The organism is Thalassospira marina (assembly GCF_002844375.1).
GTDB classification, from domain to species: Bacteria; Pseudomonadota; Alphaproteobacteria; order Rhodospirillales; family Thalassospiraceae; genus Thalassospira; species Thalassospira marina.
Genome location: NZ_CP024199.1, coordinates 3,179,326 through 3,195,718 on the forward strand (window position 1 = coordinate 3,179,326; position 16,393 = coordinate 3,195,718).

The 16,393-nt window shown below is 56.2% G+C and carries 14 protein-coding genes; 9 read left to right on the forward strand and 5 right to left on the reverse strand.

What is annotated here, in order from left to right; all coding sequences use genetic code 11:
• Window positions 1-26: 26 nt before the first annotated feature.
• From murD to CSC3H3_RS14560, 8 genes are all read left to right on the forward strand, one after another.
• Complete coding sequence (gene murD, locus CSC3H3_RS14525) at window positions 27-1,481, forward strand: UDP-N-acetylmuramoyl-L-alanine--D-glutamate ligase (protein ID WP_101285280.1); 1,455 nt, start codon at window positions 27-29, stop codon at window positions 1,479-1,481.
• Window positions 1,481-2,623 (forward strand): putative lipid II flippase FtsW, encoded by a 1,143-nt coding sequence (gene ftsW / locus CSC3H3_RS14530; protein WP_101264781.1) that lies wholly within the window; start codon window positions 1,481-1,483, stop codon window positions 2,621-2,623. The genes murD and ftsW overlap by 1 nt, the downstream gene beginning before the upstream one ends.
• A 104-nt stretch (window positions 2,624-2,727) precedes the next feature.
• The gene (murG, locus tag CSC3H3_RS14535; protein ID WP_172963430.1) at window positions 2,728-3,924 is read left to right on the forward strand and encodes an undecaprenyldiphospho-muramoylpentapeptide beta-N-acetylglucosaminyltransferase; all 1,197 of its coding nucleotides are present in this window, start codon (window positions 2,728-2,730) and stop codon (window positions 3,922-3,924) included.
• Window positions 3,921-5,333 carry a UDP-N-acetylmuramate--L-alanine ligase gene (gene murC / locus CSC3H3_RS14540; RefSeq protein ID WP_101264783.1) on the forward strand — a complete coding sequence of 471 codons (1,413 nt, stop codon included), beginning with the start codon at window positions 3,921-3,923 and terminating at the stop codon, window positions 5,331-5,333. The genes murG and murC overlap by 4 nt, the downstream gene beginning before the upstream one ends.
• Window positions 5,330-6,271: a UDP-N-acetylmuramate dehydrogenase gene (gene murB, locus CSC3H3_RS14545; RefSeq protein ID WP_101285282.1), complete on the forward strand. Its 942-nt coding sequence runs from the start codon at window positions 5,330-5,332 to the stop codon at window positions 6,269-6,271. The genes murC and murB overlap by 4 nt, the downstream gene beginning before the upstream one ends.
• Window positions 6,268-7,182 carry a D-alanine--D-alanine ligase gene (locus CSC3H3_RS14550; protein ID WP_101285283.1) on the forward strand — a complete coding sequence of 305 codons (915 nt, stop codon included), beginning with the start codon at window positions 6,268-6,270 and terminating at the stop codon, window positions 7,180-7,182. The genes murB and CSC3H3_RS14550 overlap by 4 nt, the downstream gene beginning before the upstream one ends.
• On the forward strand, window positions 7,170-8,033 hold the full coding sequence (locus tag CSC3H3_RS14555; protein ID WP_101264786.1) for a cell division protein FtsQ/DivIB: 864 nt from the start codon (window positions 7,170-7,172) through the stop codon (window positions 8,031-8,033). Before CSC3H3_RS14550 ends, CSC3H3_RS14555 begins: the two co-directional genes overlap by 13 nt.
• Window positions 8,034-8,209: 176 nt before the next feature.
• Window positions 8,210-9,382, forward strand: a complete 1,173-nt coding sequence (locus CSC3H3_RS14560; protein WP_101285284.1) for an SGNH/GDSL hydrolase family protein — start codon at window positions 8,210-8,212, stop codon at window positions 9,380-9,382.
• A 57-nt stretch (window positions 9,383-9,439) separates the two neighbouring features.
• Here CSC3H3_RS14560 and CSC3H3_RS14565 read toward each other — a convergent pair whose 3' ends face one another.
• From CSC3H3_RS14565 to CSC3H3_RS14585, 5 genes are all read right to left on the reverse strand, one after another.
• Window positions 9,440-10,567, reverse strand: a complete 1,128-nt coding sequence (locus CSC3H3_RS14565; protein WP_215907510.1) for a LacI family transcriptional regulator — start codon at window positions 10,565-10,567, stop codon at window positions 9,440-9,442.
• Window positions 10,568-10,578: 11 nt separating this feature from the next.
• Window positions 10,579-11,691 carry an ABC transporter ATP-binding protein gene (locus CSC3H3_RS14570; RefSeq protein ID WP_101285286.1) on the reverse strand — a complete coding sequence of 371 codons (1,113 nt, stop codon included), beginning with the start codon at window positions 11,689-11,691 and terminating at the stop codon, window positions 10,579-10,581.
• A 32-nt stretch (window positions 11,692-11,723) separates the two neighbouring features.
• A complete protein-coding gene (locus tag CSC3H3_RS14575) occupies window positions 11,724-12,605 on the reverse strand; it encodes a carbohydrate ABC transporter permease (protein WP_101285287.1) in 882 nt (293 codons plus the stop codon).
• Window positions 12,605-13,498 (reverse strand): carbohydrate ABC transporter permease, encoded by an 894-nt coding sequence (locus CSC3H3_RS14580; RefSeq protein WP_165791782.1) that lies wholly within the window; start codon window positions 13,496-13,498, stop codon window positions 12,605-12,607. Before CSC3H3_RS14580 ends, CSC3H3_RS14575 begins: the two co-directional genes overlap by 1 nt.
• A gap of 65 nt (window positions 13,499-13,563) precedes the next feature.
• The gene (locus tag CSC3H3_RS14585) at window positions 13,564-14,823 is read right to left on the reverse strand and encodes an ABC transporter substrate-binding protein (protein WP_101264791.1); all 1,260 of its coding nucleotides are present in this window, start codon (window positions 14,821-14,823) and stop codon (window positions 13,564-13,566) included.
• A gap of 304 nt (window positions 14,824-15,127) precedes the next feature.
• Here CSC3H3_RS14585 and ftsA point away from each other — a divergent pair, with 304 nt between their 5' ends.
• Window positions 15,128-16,378 (forward strand): cell division protein FtsA, encoded by a 1,251-nt coding sequence (gene ftsA / locus CSC3H3_RS14590; RefSeq protein WP_101265008.1) that lies wholly within the window; start codon window positions 15,128-15,130, stop codon window positions 16,376-16,378.
• Window positions 16,379-16,393 lie beyond the last annotated feature (15 nt).

Consider the following 16,393-nt stretch of genomic DNA (forward strand, 5'->3'; position numbering starts at 1 on the left):
ATCCCTATTTTGATCGGAACACGAAATTGATCGACCTTTCACATTTTCGCGGAAAAACCGTGGCGGTTCTGGGCCTTGGAAAATCAGGGCTGGCCAGTGTGAAGGCGTTGGTCAATTCGGGGGCCATTGTATGGGCCTGGGATGACAATGAAGAAAGCCGCCACCAGCTTGACGATCTGAATGTCGCGCCGGTCAATCTGGTGGAATGCGACTGGAATGTGCCAGAAATGCTGGTGATCAGCCCCGGCATTCCATCAACCTTCCCCACCCCGCATGCAGCCGCCGAAAAGGCCCGCCGGGCAGGCAAGGCGATTGTGTGTGATGTTGAACTGCTGTGTACGACGGTTGCACAAACACCAATGCTGGCCATTACCGGCACCAATGGCAAATCAACCACCACGGCGCTAACGGCCCATATCATTTCGCAATCGGGCATCAAAACCCAGGTGGGTGGTAATCTGGGTTATCCGGTGCTGGGGTTTGATGCGCTGGGGGCGGATGACTGTTACGTACTGGAACTTTCCAGCTATCAGCTTGACCTGATTGATCAAGCCGCCTTTGATGCCAGCGCGCTACTTAACATTACACCCGACCATTTGGACCGCCATGGCGGCATGACCGGCTATATCGGTGCGAAACGTAATATTTTTGCCCGCCAGAAAGGCCCGCAATGGACCATCATTTCCATTGATGATGAGCATTGCGCCAAAATGGCAACCGAACTGGCCCGCGAAGGCGGCCACCGCATGGTTGAAATTTCGGTCAATGGCCCTGCCCCACACGGCGTTTATGTCAATGATCACTGGCTGGTCGATGACCTTGAAAATGCGCAGGACCCGATACTGGATCTTGCCACCGTTACCCACATGCCCGGCCGCCATAACTGGCAGAATATCGCCTTTGCCTATGCCCTGTGCCGGGCACGTAATGTCGCAACCAGCGATATCATCACTGGTATCATGTCCTTTCCGGGGCTGGCACATCGCCAGGAACAGCTAGGTGCGATTGAAGGCATCACCTTTGTCAATGACAGCAAGGCCACCAATGCCGAGGCCACGGCAAAGGCGCTTTCAGCCTATGACAATATCTACTGGATATTGGGTGGCAAACCCAAGGAAGGCGGCATTGACGGGCTTGAAACCTTTTATGGCCGTATCAAAAAGGCATTCCTGATTGGCAGTGCCGCCCAGGCATTTGCGCAAACCCTTGATGGTCAGGTGCCCTATGAGATGTGTGGCACACTTGATGTTGCCACGCGCCGCGCCCTTGAAACGGCCAAGGCTGACCAGGCCAAGACCGACAATGCAACCGGCCAGACCGATGCGATATCACCCGCCCCGGTGATTTTGCTGTCGCCAGCCTGCGCATCGTTTGACCAGTTCAAAAGTTTTGAAGCCCGCGGCGATGCCTTTCGCAGCCTGTTTAACGACCTGTCCGCGACCACCAGCGACATCGCACCCCGAACCAACCAGGAGGCATGATGAAATCCCTGTTTGGCGACAAAAACGGTAATATTGCTTTTTCCCGGGCCGATACTTCAGTTCTGAGTGTCTGGTGGTGGACGGTTGACCGCTGGCTGTTGGCAGCAACCATCCTGTTAATGGGGATTGGCGCGCTTCTGGTGATGTCAGCCAGCCCGCCCGTGGCTGACCGTATTGGCGTGGACAGTTTCCACTTTGTCCGTCGGCAGTTTTTCTTTTTGACCCTGGCGGCCCTGTGTGCCGGTGGCATTTCGATGCTGTCGATCAAATGGGTGCGCCGTGTGGCATCGGTTATGTTTTTGGGAATTATCGGCCTTTTGATCATCACGCCCTTTGTCGGGCCAGAGATCAAAGGTGCGGTTCGCTGGATCAATTTTGGTGGCATCACCATTCAGCCGTCGGAATTTTTAAAACCGGCCTTTGCGGTTGTTGCGGCTTGGATGTTTTCCGAAGGACGCCTGAACCCCAATTTCCCTGGCTATATCGTTAGCTGCATGTTGCTGGCGACCTGCATCATTTTGCTGATGATCCAGCCGGATTTCGGGCAAACCGTGGTGGTCACGGCCATCTGGTCCTCACAAATCTTTCTGGCAGGTCTGCCGATTGTGCTGGTTTTTGGCCTGGGTATGAGTGTGGTTGGCTTGGCGGCTTCGGCCTATCTGATTTTGCCGCACGTTCAGTCCCGCGTGGACCGCTTCCTTGACCCGGCAACGGGCGATAACTATCAGATCCAGCGGTCGATGGAAGCCTTCATGAATGGCGGCATCATGGGCCAGGGGCCGGGCGAAGGCACGGTTAAAAATTACCTGCCCGATGCGCATTCCGACTTTATTTTTGCCGTTGCTGGCGAAGAATTCGGCCTTCTGTTTTGCATGCTGGTGATTGGTGTTTTCACCTTTATCATCATGCGGGGCCTGTCGCGTATGATGGGCGAACGCAACATGTTTGTCGTGCTGGCAGTTACCGGCCTTCTGGTTCAGTTTGGGTTGCAGGCCATGATCAATATGGCATCGACCCTGCAACTTGTCCCGCCCAAAGGCATGACCCTGCCGTTTGTTTCCTATGGTGGCTCTTCGACCGTGGCGATTGCAATCAGCATGGGCTTTATTCTGGCGCTGACACGAAAAAGAAGCTCGAACTAAGCCGATTTTTAACCTGCGTTTGAAAGGATATTAACCTTTCTCGGTTTCTCTTGAAGCATCCGGCACCATAGCCATCCGAGTTTCGCGCAGGTTACATGTCCACAATGACGACAGACGAATTCACCATTACCGACACCCCGCTTGAAGGGCAATGCATTGCCCTGACATCCGGCGGCACGGGCGGTCATATGTTTCCTGCGGTTTCGCTGGCGCGCGCCCTTGTACGGCGCGGGGCAAAGGTTGTGTTTTTTACCGATGCACGTGCCGCGCGCTATACCGAAAACCTTGAAGGTGTCACCACTATTCTGCTGCCCGCTGGCGGCATTGCGGGCAAGGGACTCCGCGGTCGCATCAGCGGTATGATCCGCCTGGCGCTGGGCACATGGCAGGCCCGCCGCCATCTTAAAAAAATTCGCCCTGCCGCAGTTATTGGTTTTGGTGGTTATGCATCCATCCCGGCAACGGTTGCGGCCAAGGGCATTGGCATCCCCCTTGCCATTCACGAACAGAACGCCGTTTTGGGCCGGGCCAACCGCGTGGTGGCCGGTGCAGCAGCAAGGATTGCCACATCCTTTGCCGAAGTCCGCCTGATCAGCGATAGTGACAAAGCCCGCGTTGTCTGGACGGGCAACCCTGTGCGCCACGAAATTGCCGCCCTTGCCAGCGCGCCCTATCAGGCCCCCGAAGGCAACGACCCCGTCAACCTACTGATCACGGGTGGCAGCCAGGGCGCACGCATTCTTTCCGAAATATTGCCCGAAGCCATCATACGCCTGCCTGCCGACCTTAAAGCGCGCCTGCATGTTACCCAGCAGGCCCGCGCCGAGGACCTGGACCAGGTTGCCAAAACCTATGAAGGGTCGGGCATTGATGTCACGCTAAAGCCGTTTTTTGACGATATCCCGCAACGACTGCGCGATGCCCATCTGGTGATTGCGCGTTCGGGGGCCTCAACCGTTGCCGAACTGACCGTTGCGGGCCGCCCGTCACTTCTGGTGCCGCTGCCCCACGCCATTGATGACCACCAGCGTTACAACGCTGAACAGGTCGAACAGGCAGGTGGCGCATGGATGCTGTCGCAGGAACGCTTTACCGTTGAAATCGTTAGTGAACGACTGGCGAAACTTTTAACCGGATCATCGGCACTGGCCCGTGCAGCCGAAGGGGCCCGCAAGGCTGCACGCAGCAATGCCGCCGAACGGCTGGCCGACATGGTTGTCGATATGCTGGGCCTTGACCCGGCCGGTGCCCCGGTAGATTTGAAACAAAAAACGACACACGTCCAAGGAGACCTAGCATGAAAACCCTGCCACTTGGCATCGGAAACATCCATTTTGTCGGGATTGGCGGGATCGGCATGTCTGGTATTGCCGAGATTTTGCATAACCTGGGCTATCAGGTGCAGGGTTCGGACATGGCCGATAACGCCAATGTGCAGCGCCTGCGCGAAAAAGGCATTCGCGTTTTTATCGGCCATGACGCCGCCAACGTTGCCGACGCCAAGGTTGTCGTGATTTCAACCGCTGTTAAACCCGATAACCCCGAGGTTGTTGCCGCAAGGGCCAATATGGTGCCCGTTGTGCGCCGGTCCGAAATGCTGGCCGAACTGATGCGCCTGAAAGCGGCCATTGCGGTTGGCGGCACACATGGCAAAACCACCACCACATCACTTGTTGCCACCATGCTGGATGCAGCCGGCCTTGATCCCACCGTGATCAACGGCGGCATCATCAATTCCTATGGCACCAATGCGCGCCTGGGCGATGGCGAATGGATGGTGGTTGAAGCCGATGAGTCCGACGGGACCTTTATCAAGGTGCCTTCAACCATTGCCGTGGTCACCAATATCGACCCCGAACATCTGGACCACTGGAAGAATTTTGACCAGTTGCGCGAAGCCTTCAAAAACTTCGTTCAGAACATTCCTTTTTACGGCTTTGCCGTTCTGTGCATTGATCACCCCGAAGTCCAGGCCCTGATTGGCCGGGTGACCGACCGCCGCATTTTCACATTCGGGTTTTCACCGCAGGCCGATGTGCGCGCAACCAATGTGCGCACCGAAATTGGCCAAAGCACGTTTGACGTGGTGATCCGCGAACGGGTTGATAGTGCTGAACGTACCATTCACAATGTTCGCCTGCCGATGGTGGGTGACCATAACGTTTCCAATTCCCTTGCGGCCATTACGGTGGCGCTGGAACTGGGTATTGATGACGATAAAATCGTTTCAGCCTTTGATGGTTTCACCGGTGTCAAACGCCGTTTCACCAAAACCGGCGAAGTCGATGGTGTGACTATCATTGACGATTACGGCCACCACCCGGTTGAAATCCGCGCGGTGCTGAAGGCCGCCCGCTCAGCCACCCAAAACAACGTGATCGCCGTGGTCCAGCCGCATCGTTATTCGCGCCTGCATGACCTGTTCGAGGAATTCTGCACCTGCTTTAACGATGCCGACACCGTCATCGTTGCCGATGTTTACACCGCTGGCGAAAGCCCGATTGAAGGGGCATCGCGCGATGCGCTGGTCGAAGGGCTGCGCAACCGTGGCCATCGCAAGGTACTGGCATTAAACGGGCCGGAAGAACTGGCCAATGTGGTTTCGGGCATTGCCAAAAGCGGCGATCTTGTCGTGTGCCTTGGCGCAGGTTCCATCAGCGCCTGGGCCAATGCCCTGCCCGCCCAGATGGAGGCCCTTAAATCGTCATGACCCAGGCAGCCCATACCCCGACCATTGACCGTTTACCAAAGGTTCGCGGCAAATTGCGCGAAGGCGCATCGCTGGCAAAGGTCACCTGGTTTCAGGTGGGCGGCCCGGCCGATGTGATGTTCCGCCCTGCCGATAGCCAGGACCTGGCCGCGTTTTTGCGCGACAAGCCCACCGACATACCGGTAACCGTGGTTGGCGTGGGATCGAACCTTCTGGTGCGTGACGGGGGTTTGCGCGGTGTTGTGGTCCGTTTGGGTCGGCCCTTTACCGACGTGACGGTGACGGGCGATGAAATCCATGCCGGTGCAGGTGCGCTGGATGGCAATGTCGCGCAGGTCGCACAGGAAGCAGGCCTTGCCGGGCTTGAATTTTTGTCGGGCATTCCTGGCACCATTGGCGGCGCATTACGCATGAATGCCGGTGCCTATGGTCGGGAAATGCACGATATCCTGATCAGCGCCGAGGCGATTGACAGCAAAGGCAATATTCACACCCTTGCCGTCAATGAAATGGGCCTGACTTACCGCCATTGCAATATTCCCGATGACTGGATTTTCACCAAGGCGGTACTGCGTGGCACCCCTGGTGATCGCGATGAAATCGCAGGCAAAATTGCCGAAATTCAGGAAGCCCGCAATGCCAGCCAGCCGGTGCGCGCCCGCACGGGTGGTTCCACCTTTGCCAACCCCATGCCCAAACGGGCATGGGAGGTGATTGATGCGGCAGGTTGCCGGGGCCTGACCATTGGCGGGGCGCAAATTTCGCCGCAGCATTGCAACTTCATGATCAATCTGGGCGATGCCAGTGCCGCCGACCTGGAAGAACTGGGCGAAGAAGTACGTCGCCGCGTGCGCGAAGATTCCGGTATTGATCTGCGCTGGGAAATTCGCCGCATTGGTGAACGTTTGGGACAATCGATTGTGGGAAAAGACGCATGAGCAAGCATGTCGCGGTAATTTACGGGGGCTGGTCAGCCGAACGCGATGTTTCGCTGTCTTCGGGGCGCGAAGTGTCCAAGGCATTGCGTGAAAAAGGCTATCGCGTATCAGAAATTGATGCCACCCGCGACCTTGCCCGCCAAATCACCGATCTGTCACCCCGGCCGGATGTAATTTTCAATGCCCTGCATGGCCGCTGGGGCGAAGATGGCACGGTACAGGGCCTTCTGGAAATTCTGGATATTCCCTATACCCATTCGGGTGTGCGGGCATCGGCCATTGCCATGGATAAAATCAGCGCCAAGGCCATGTTCCACGAAAAGGGCCTGCCCTGCGCAAAGCATATTTATGTTACCCGCGATGACATTGAAAACGGCATCGCCCTGCCCCCGCCCTATGTGCTGAAACCCAATAACGAAGGGTCTTCTGTCGGGGTGGAAATTATCCTGAATGACGAAGAACAACAGAACATGCTGGCCCGCGAATGGGTGCATGGCGATGGCGTGATGCAGGAACAATATGTTGCCGGGCGCGAAATGACCGTTGCCATCAAGGATGGGCAGGCAATGGAAGTGATTGAAATCCTGACAGGCAACCATGCCTTTTATGATTACCAGTCCAAATATGCCAATGGCGGGTCGCAGCACATTATTCCGGCCGATATCCCCGCTGCCCTGCGCACCCGCATGCGCGATTGCGCCGAACAGGCCTATCATGCGCTGGGTTGCAAGGGCGTTGCCCGTGCCGATTTCCGCTATGACCCGGAACATGACCAGCTTGCTATTCTTGAAATCAATACCCAGCCGGGGCTGACACCGACATCCCTGGTACCCGATGCAGCCCGCCATGACGGCATGAGCTTTGCCGACATTGTTGCATGGATGGTCGAGGACGCCTCATGCGCACGATAGCCGAACAGGCGCGCGAGCGCCGGGAAAAGGTTCAGCGTGAATATGGCTGGTCGGCGGTGCTGCGCAAAACCGCGCGCGTGTGCCGCTGGATCAGCGCGACCGCCATTATTGTGGGCGGGCCCGTTGCCCTGTGGCAAAGCGGCAAAACCGACCAGTGGCTGGAAACTGCGCGCAGCCAGGCCATTGATGCCTCTGCACGGTTTGGCATGGTGATCAATACCATCGACGTTGCCGGGCGCCACCGCACTGACCCCAACGCCCTTCTGGCCGCCATTGGCCAAAAGCCGGGATCGCCGATTATTACCTTTGACGCCGATGCCGCGCGCGAACGCATCGAACAGCTTTCATGGGTGCGCAAGGCCAGCGTTGAACGCCGCCTGCCCGACACCATCATCATCCATGTCGAGGAACGCCAGCCCCTGGCCCTGTGGCAGCATGGCGATAACCATATCCTGATCGATGCCGATGGCGTGCAGCTGCAGGATTACGAACTGGGTGATTATCTGAACCTGCCGGTACTGGTGGGCGAAGATGCCCCCGAACATGCGGCTGCCATGATGGCGACCCTTAAAACCGTGCCGCGCCTGTTTGACATGGTCACGGGCGCGCAGCGTATTGGCCATCGCCGCTGGAATGTGCAGCTTTCAAACGGCATGTTCATTCGCCTGCCCGAACATGACATGGACAAGGCCTGGACCCGGCTGGACCAGCTTGACCAGGCCCATAACCTGCTTGAAAGCGATGTGCTGGTGGTTGACCTGCGCCTTGCCGATCGCACCTTTGTCCGCCTGACACCGGGTGCCGCCGAACTGCGCCGCAACCCGCCCAAGGAAAAGAAAGGGTCGGTCTGATCCTTTCTGTTTTCCTGCGCGCGTCACGGTCACAACAACATCCCAATAAAGCAGCACCACCAAAATCGCGGTTCGCACATACTTAATCCCTACCTTAACATCCTTGCCCTGCAGGTGCGCCATCGCTATTTGATCCCTGTTCCTTTGCTCTGATTTGCCCCAAAAGCCAGTTTCCCATGACATTGCCCTGCATTACCCCCATCACCACCGAATATATGCGTGGTGTGGTCGAAACCGAAAACACCCCTACCGGCCTGATCCTTCATCGCCTGCCAGCATGGGCGCGCGCGCAAACCAGCGACCCGCAATTAACGATGGCCGAGGCCCAGCCATCGGGCATCCGGCTGGTATTTACCACCGAGGCAACCGAAATTGCCCTGCAGGCCCTGCCAACCAAACGGGTCTATACCGGTTTGCCCGCCCGGCCGGATGGTGTTTTTGAACTAGTGGTAAATGGCAAAGTGCAGCAGCAGGCCAGCATTCCCAACGGCGATATCCTGCATATCGATATGGCAAAAGGCACAGCAACACAGGAAACCGGCACAGCAGGCTTCGCCAGTTTTGCAGGCCTTGAAGCCGGGATCAAAAGCATTGAAATCTGGCTGCCGCATAACGAAACATTGCGCCTGGTTGCCCTGCACAGCAACGCGCCAATTGCCCCGATTGCCGCACCCACGGCACAGCAGCGTCGCTGGGTTCATTATGGCAGTTCGATCAGCCAGGGGTCGAACGCGGCCGCGCCAACCGGCATCTGGCCTGCCATTGCGGCCATGGCAGGCAATTTAGACCTGACCAATCTGGGATTTGGGGGTGGTGCAATGCTTGACCCGTTTATCGCCCGCATCCTGCGTGATCGTGACGCCGATCTGATCAGCCTTAAAGTTGGTATCAATATCGTCAATGGCGATATCATGCGCCGGCGCGCCTTTGGCCCGGCCTTGCACGGATTTATCGATACCATCCGCGAGAAACACTCCAACACACCCTTATTGCTGATATCGCCGATCCATTGCCCGATCCACGAAACTACCCCCGGCCCAACCAGCTTTGATTTCGCCGCCCTGGCAAAAGGCGAAACCAGGTTTGTCGCAACCGGCAACCCCGATGACGTTACCCAGGGCAAATTAAGCCTTCAGATAATTCGTGATGACATGTCGGCCATTGTAAAAGGCCGCCAGCAAACGGATACAAACCTGCACTATCTTGATGGCACCATGCTGTATGGCGCGCGGGATTTTGCAATGCATCCCCTGCCCGATCATTTGCACCCCGATGGCACCAGCCACCGCCTGATGGGTGAACGCTTTGCGGAATTAGTATTGGCTAAAAATGGGGCCTTTGCCAGTTAACGGCTATATGCATACAACAGCTGATCTGCCCCGCAGATACCGCGAAAGGCCGGTTCGTTACTGACCGGCCTGATCGCGGTGATCCGATGTGCGCCAAACCGGTTCGGGCTGGCCAAGGCTGTGAATTTCGTCAACCGGGCGGCCTTCAATCGCGTCGATCAAATGCCGGGCAAGTTCCTGCCCGGCCAAAATCAGATCTTCCCGCAGGCTATCAATACGCGGGCGGGTGAAATTCAACAGATCCGACGTTTCCTTGGCGATAACGTCAATATCCTGCCCCACCGTCAGGCCCGACTGGGTAATGCCATCAATCAGGGCCAGTGCACATATTTCACTGCCGCAAATAATGCCATCAGGCACGTAATCCTGATGGCGCAGGGCCATACCGGCCTGGCGCAAAACTTCACTGCCGGAATCAAGGTCAACACCGGGTAAAACCTCGAACGGGACACCGGCCTTTTTGGCAATTGTTGCCAACCCCGACAGGCTTTCACGATAATAGGTAAATTCGGACGGCGGGGATAACATTGCCAGCCGTTTGCGCCCGCGCGCCAGCAGCCGTTCGGCTGCCATCATGCAAAAGGCGCGGTTATCAAAATCGTGATAGGCATGTTGTTGCCCGCCATCGCACCGCCCATGGGTTACAAAAGGCAGGCCACTATTGATCAGGGCGCTGACACGGGCGTCTTCGGGCTTGATATGGGTGATAATCACGCCATCCGCAGCGCGGGTATCAAGGATGTAGCGGATCGGCGTCATCGGGTCGTCGCTGCGCGATTGCGGCGTTACCACAAGGTGATAGGGCGTTTCGCGGATAACATCGGAAATGCCGACAATCAGGCGGCGGGCAAATTCGGGAATTTTATCTGTCTGATCAAGAACCAGGCTGATGACATTGGTTTTACCCGTGCGCAGGCGCACCCCGGCGCGGTCTGGCCGGTATCCAATTGCATCGGCCACCTGACGGACGCGCTGTTTGGTTTTGGCGCTAATGTCGTGGGCGTCTTTCAAGGCCCGTGACACCGTTGTCACGCCCAGGCCCGTCATCTCGGCAATGGTTTTTAAGGTCGGTCGCGCGCGCGGGCCAAAGCTCCCGTCTGCGCGACCGCTTATTTCATGATCGGACAGCGTCCGTTCCTCCTTGTGTGGTCCGGCAATGGCTGGCATTTGCCTTGCTATTGCCATGCGGCCCGCTGCTAACGCAAGCGTTCCCCGCTTTGGGCATCAAAAAACACAACTTTATCAAGGTTGAAAACCAATTCATGGCTTTGCCCGGCCTGCCCGGTCCAATCCTGATGCAGGCGGGTTACCACTTCTTTGCCGCCCAATGTGGTAATGGCGTAAATGTCGGCCCCGGCCGGTTCGATCACGTCAATACGGCAGGATGCAGAAACAGTGCGCTGGGTGGTGGTGCGTGTTGCCGCACCACCCTGGGCATCGGTAATGGCTTCGGGGCGAATGCCCATAATCACCTTGCCACTGCTTGGCTGCCCGATGCCCGATGGCAACTGGTCAAAATCCAGCACCAGTGCATCCAGCCCGTCGCGGGACAGGCGCACGCTTGACCCTTCAATATCCACGGGGATCAGGTTCATTGCCGGTGACCCCATGAAATCGGCGACAAACAGGTTCGACGGGTCATTATAGATTTCAGCAGGCGTACCATATTGTTGAACAATACCGCCCTTTAACACCGCAATTTTGGTGCCAAGGGTCATCGCCTCGATCTGGTCATGGGTGACATAAACAATGGTTGTGCCAAATGTCTGGTGCATGCGTTTGATTTCGGTACGCATATCGACACGCAGCTTTGCGTCCAGGTTTGACAGCGGTTCATCAAACAAAAACAGCTTGGGATTACGCACCAGCGCCCGGCCCATTGCCACACGCTGGCGCTGCCCGCCCGAAAGCTGGCCAGGCCTGCGTTCAAGAAGGGCTTCTATTTGCAGGGTTTTGGCAACGTCACGCACCTTGGCATCACGTTCGGCCTTGGGCATGCCGCGCATTTCCAGGCCAAAGGCGATGTTTTGCGCCACATTCATATTGGGATAAAGCGCATAGCTTTGAAACACCATGGCAATGTTGCGTTCTGCCGGGGGCAGTTCGTCGATCACATCACCATCAATGCGGATTTGCCCGGTTGTCAGGTTTTCCAGCCCGGCAATGGTATTTAGCAGCGTGGATTTGCCACAGCCCGAAGGCCCGACCAGCACCAGAAAGCCACCTTCCTCGACATCCAGTTTGATGTTTTTCAAAACATCGACCGGGCCGAAACTTTTGCAAACGTTGTCAATTTCCAGAAATGCCATTCTGTTTAGACCTTTATTTCTTTTCTCGTCTGTTAACCCTTGACCGCGCCCGCCATCAGCCCGCGTACGAAATACCGCCCGGAAACGATATAAACGACCAGTGTGGGCAGGGCGGCCAGAATCGCCCCGGCAAAATGCACGTTATATTCCTTCACCCCGGTCGAGGATGACACCAGGTTGTTCAGTGCAACCGTCATGGGCATGGAATCAAAATCGGCAAAGGAGGCCCCAAAAAGGAAGTCGTTCCAGATATTGGTAAACTGCCAGATCACGGTAACCACAATGATCGGCCCGGAACTGGGCAGCAGGATGCGCGTAAAGGTGCGCACAAAACCGGCCCCGTCCATTTTGGCTGCCTTGATCAGCTCGTCGGGGAAGGCTGCATAATAGTTGCGGAAAAACAGGGTGGTAAAACCAAGCCCATAAACCACATGCACCAGCACAAGGCCGCTTGTGGTGCCCGCAAGCCCGATCATGCCTAAAATGCGCGCCATCGGGATCAGCACAATCTGAAACGGGATAAAGCAGGCAAACAGCATCAGCCCGAAAACAAGTTTATCGCCGGGAAACCGCCATTTCGTCAGCACATAGCCATTAAGCGCGCCAAGCGTGGTGGAAATGGCAACAGCAGGCACCACCATCAATAGCGAATTGATGAAATAGGGCCGAAGCCCCGTTGGCTCCACCCCGATTTGCGAGGATGACCACGCCTTTGCCCAGGGTTCGAGGGTAAAGACCTGCGGCAGGGACATCATATTGCCACCGCGAATTTCATCAAGCGTCTTTACCGAGTTCACCAGCATCACAAAAAGCGGCAGCAGGTAATAAACGGCAAATAGAATCAATATCATATACAGGGCCGCACGAATGATTTTACCCGTGCCAATCGCCGATTTCTGACTTGAATGGGACATTACCGGCGCTCCCGCAATTCGGAATAAAGATAGGGCACAATGATCGATGCAATCATTGCCAGCATGATCACCGCCGAAGACGCGCCAACCGCCATCTGGTTACGGGTAAAGGTGTAGGAATACATAAAGGTTGCCGGTAATTCGGTGGCACGGCCCGGCCCGCCATTGGTCAATGCAACAACAAGGTCATAGGCCTTGATCGCAAGATGTGCCAGCACCACAAAGGCCGACAGAAACACCGGGCGAAGCTGGGGAATGATGATGCGGGTATAGAGGCTCCAGTTACTGGCACCATCCATTTGTGCTGCCTTGAGGATTTCCCCGTCAATGCCGCGCAGGCCCGCCAGAAACATCGCCATGACAAACCCGGAGGACTGCCAGACAGCGGCAATCACCACAGTGTAGATCGCCATATTGCGATCCTTGATCCAATTGAAAGTGAAGCTTTCCCACCCCCACAGATGCATGGTGTTTTCAAGACCAAGCCCCGGATCAAGAAACCATTTCCACGCCGTTCCGGTCACAATGAAAGACAGCGCCATCGGATAAAGATAGATCGGGCGCAAAATGCCTTCGCCGCGAATTTTCTGGTCAAGCAGAATGGCAAGAACAAGGCCCAGCAGACTGCAGATCGCGATATAGAGAATACCGAAAATAGCCAGGTTTTGCAGGGCGGTAATCCAGTTTCGCTGCCCCCACAAATTGCTGTAATTGGCAAATCCCACCAGATCGAATGACGGCAGCATCCGGCTATCGGTAAAGGACAGATAACCGGTAAACAGGATAAATCCATAAACGAAAACAAGGATCAGAAACAGACTGGGGCTCAGCACCAGCCGGGGCAAGACTTCACGCAGCATGGACTGCGCCTTGCCAGGCATGCTTGAGGACATGACGATGCTCCGCACTTCGTTCTGATGGCCGGGAATATCCCGGCCATCAGGGCTGTTATTGATTTTTACTGCGCAGATTCAACAGCATTGACCAGTTCTTCGGCCGCTGTTTTGGAGTCATATTCACCGTTGAAATGGGCGGTGATGACGTCATACATCGCGTTTTTCACAGCGCTGGGCACTGCGTGACCATGCGCCATGGATCCAAACAGCGTGCCTTTTTCGTTGGCTTCGGCAAGCTGTTTCATGCCTTTCTGACCGCAGGCATCAAAGGCTTCGGGTGAAACGTCAGTACGTGCCGGGACAGACCCCTTAACAACGTTAAATGCCGACTGGAAGCTGGGCGACATCACCGCTGCTGCCAGCTTGTTCTGAGCATCACGGCGGTCTTCACCCACCTTGAACATCACAAACTGGTCGGAGTTGAACGTCACCGTGCCCTGGGTGCCCGGGAAACGGAAGCACATGAAATCCTGGTCCGGCACTTTGCCAGCATTCAGGAATTCACCCTTGGCCCAGTCCCCCATGAACTGCACACCGGCTTCCTTGTTGATCACCATTGCCGTTGCCAGGTTCCAGTCCCGACCCGAGAAATTGTCATCAACATAGCTGCGAAGCTGGGTCATGCGGTCAAATACCTTGACCATGGTATCGGAATTCAGGGCATCGGGATCAGTATCGATCATTGCCTTTTTATAGAATTCCGGCCCGCCCGTAGACATCAGCACGGCTTCAAACATGGTGGCGTCCTGCCAGGCCTGACCACCATGGGCAATTGCCGTGTAACCGGCACCCTTGATTTTATCAAGATCGGCAATCAGTTCATCCCAGCTGGTGGGCTGTTTCAGGCCAAGTTCATCAAAGATCGCCTTGTTCGCCCATACCCAGTTGGTGGAATGGACGTTGACCGGCGCGGCAATCCAGTGGCCGTCATATTTGGAAAATTCCTTAAGGGCATCGGGAACAACCTTGTCCCAGCCTTCCTTGCCAGCCAGGTCATCAAGGTTCGCCAGAACCCCTTCCTTTGCCCAGTCCTTGATATCGAAGCCAAGCATCTGGACCGCGGTCGGCGCGTTTCCCGAGGTGACACGTGCGCGCAGCACGGTCATGGCCTGTTCGCCACCACCGCCGGCAACCGGCATGTCGTTCCAGGTAACACCCTGTTCTTCAAGGTCCTTTTTCAGAACCTGAAGCGCCTTTGCTTCGCCGCCTGCGGTCCACCAATGCAGGACTTCAACGCTTTCATCAGCCCTGGCGATGGCCGTGGACATTGCCAATGCCGCCGCAACACCGATTCCTGCACGGGCAAACTTGCCGATAAACATGTGGTCTCCTCCCTGTAGGTTTTAATTAGCGGCTAATTACTGCAACGTTACAGTTGAGTGTCAAGCAAGACCTGTAACGTTGCAGTACAACACGGAAGAATTTCGGCCAAAACCGGCAGTTGCACAGCGGCGTTTACTGCATCGCAAAAAGACATTAAACCGTCAGTTGGGCAATAAAATGCAAAAGACTCCACCCTGCCTTAACCAATTTGCAACTGCTTTTGACCGAAAACCGGGATAAGGGGTGTTGACTATGCGGGCGACCTTCACCCCAGACATCAAGAAGCAAACTCAGAGCAAACAATTGGCACGCAGCAAAACGAGATCAGGGCTGATCGCAGCCCTGGATATCGGCACATCGAAGGTCTGCTGTTTTATTGCGCGACCCGACAGGTCGGGCCAGCCGAAAATTATCGGCATTGGTCACAACATGTCCAAGGGTCTGCAAAGCGGATCGATCGCAAATCTGGACGCGGCACAAGAAGTGGTGCTCGCGGCGGTTAATGCTGCCGAAAAAATGGCGGGCCAGACCATTGAGGCCGTGATCGTCAATCTGTCTGGCGGCAGGCTTGTTTCTGAAACCCACACCATCGAACTGCCACTGGGCTCCCGCCCGATTGGCAATCTGGAAATCCGCAAGCTTAATGACCAGAAAGACGCGCTGTTGCGTCAGGCTGGGGACGAGCTGATCCACACCGTTCCGCTGGGCTTTCGCGTTGACCAGTCCGTTGGGCTGGGCGACCCGCGCGGCATGTATGGATCGGTTGTCGGGCTGGATTTGCATTTCGTGCGCACGCAGATTGCTGCTTTGCGCAATCTCGAAACGCTGCTGGCACGCTGCCACCTTGAAATCGAGGAAACGGTTGTCACCCCGCTGGCATCGGGCCTTTCTGCCTTAACGCAGGACCAGCGCGAACTGGGTGCCACCGTGATCGATATGGGGGCAGGCACCACCAGCGTTGCCGTTTTCCATGGCGGGCAGGTTATTTATACCGCCAGCTTCCCCGTGGGTGGCGCCCATGTCACACGCGATATCGCCTATGGGCTGAACACATCGCTTTCCCATGCTGAACGGTTAAAAACCCTGCATGGCAGCGCACTAACTTCGCCATCCGATGACCAGGAAATTCTGGCCGTGCCGGTTATTGGCGACGAAGACGAAGCCAATGTGAACCATGTGCCGCGTTCGATGCTGATCAACATCATCAAGCCGCGCCTGGAAGAAACGTTTGAGCTGATCCGCGATCAGCTTGAAGCCAACGGCCTGTCGCAGATCGGTGGCCGTTCCATCATGTTAACCGGCGGTGCCAGCCAGTTGAACGCCATTGCCGAACTGGCAGGCCAGATGTTTGAACGCCCGGCAACCGTTGCATCGCCGCATGGTGTAACCGGTATGGCCCAGGCCACATCCGGCCCGGCCTTTTCGGCCTGTGCCGGGCTGTTGCTGCGTGCGGTTGAACAGCAAAACGACCCGCTAAGCGAAGCCATGAGCCACATTCGCCAGTCAGGCGGCCGCTGGGGCCGCCTGGGGGCGTGGCTTAAGGAAAATTTCTGATTCATCAGGCATTGA